At 70.7% G+C, this 1,370-nt stretch carries 2 protein-coding genes; one reads left to right on the top strand and one right to left on the bottom strand.

Annotation, left to right across the window (positions count from 1 at the left end; genetic code table 11):
- The coding region (locus ACOADB_RS13070; protein WP_378599164.1) for a M17 family peptidase N-terminal domain-containing protein at positions 1 to 281 on the bottom strand (281 nt) is incomplete at its 3' end.
- A 60-nt stretch (positions 282 to 341) separates the two neighbouring features.
- On the opposite strand from ACOADB_RS13070, the gene gcvT reads away from it, so the two are divergent.
- A partial coding sequence (gene gcvT / locus ACOADB_RS13065) for a glycine cleavage system aminomethyltransferase GcvT (protein ID WP_378599154.1) occupies positions 342 to 1,370 on the top strand: 1,029 nt, incomplete at its 3' end.

The raw sequence follows: 1,370 nt of genomic DNA, 5'->3' as shown, positions 1-1,370 counted from the left end.
TTGCCGGCCGCTCGTCGTACCTCTGCCGGACCGGGGTCGGCGCCGAGGCCGACCAGCACGAGCAGGGGTGAGGAGATGACGCCGGCGGTCGGGACCTTGGTGACCTCGCCCGGCTTGCCCTTCGCGCCGACGGTGGCCAGCAGGCCGGAGAGCTTGCGCCCGTACGCCGCCGCGACGTCCTCCGCACCCGGCGCCAGGACGCCGTCCGGCAGCACCCCGACGACGACAGCCTCCGCACGGGTCTTGGCAGGACTGGCAGTTCGCAGGGCAAAGGACGTCACCGCCAGAGCCTATCGAGCGGGTGCTGCCGACGTGTTCGGGGAATGCAATAGATTCCGGTCATGGCTGATGCGACCCCCCTGCAGTCCCCGCTCCATGACCGGCACGTTGCGCTCGGCGCGAAGTTCTCCGAGTTCGGCGGCTGGTCGATGCCGCTGGAGTACCCGACGGGAGTGGTCAAGGAGCACGCCGCGGTGCGCGAGGGCGTCGGCATCTTCGACGTCAGCCACCTCGGCAAGCTCGTCGTCCGGGGCCCGGGTGCGGTGGAGTTCCTCAACTCGACGCTGACCAACGACCTGCACCGGATCGGCCCCGGCAAGGCGCAGTACAGCCTCGTCGTCGACGACGAGACCGGCGGCATCATCGACGACGTCTTCACCTACTACCGCGACGACGAGCACGTCCTCGTCGTCCCGAACGCCTCCAACAACGAGGAGGTACGACGCCGCCTGGCCGACGCCGCGCCCGAGGGCGTCGAGGTCATCGACCACCACCAGGACTACGTCGTGCTGGCGATCCAGGGCACGAAGTCCGACGAGGTCGTCGCCGCCGTGGGCCTTCCCGTCGGCCATGACTACCTCACGTTCGTCGAGGCTCCGTTCGAGGCCGACGACGCCGACCCGGACCCCGACGCGCTCGTCATCGTCTGCCGCACCGGCTACACGGGGGAGCGCGGCTACGAGCTGATCGCCTCGTCGAAGGTGGCCGTGGCCCTGTGGGACCGGTTGCTGGCCGCCGGCGAAGCCGTGGGCCTGACCCCGTGTGGCCTCGGCGCCCGCGACACCCTCCGCACCGAGATGGGCTACCCACTGCACGGCCAGGACATCTCGTCCTCGATCACCCCCAACGAGGCGCGCCTCGGCTGGGCCGTCGGCTGGAAGAAGCCGGCGTTCTGGGGGCGCGACAGGCTGCTCGCCGAGCGCGAAGCCGGTCCGCAGCGCAAGCTCGTCGGCATCGTGTCTACGGGCCGGGCCATCCCGCGCCCGCACATGAGCGTCCGGTTGCTGCGCGACGTACCCCTCGGCGAGGTCACCTCGGGCACCTTCTCGCCGACATTGAAGAAGGGCATCGGCCTGGCCCTGGTCGCGAGC

It is taken from the genome of Nocardioides sp. CPCC 206348 (genome assembly GCF_048654705.1).
Lineage (GTDB): Bacteria > Actinomycetota > Actinomycetes > Propionibacteriales > Nocardioidaceae > Nocardioides.
The sequence above is the reverse complement of the archived record's forward strand: the minus strand, read 5'-3'. Positions and strand labels throughout refer to the sequence as shown.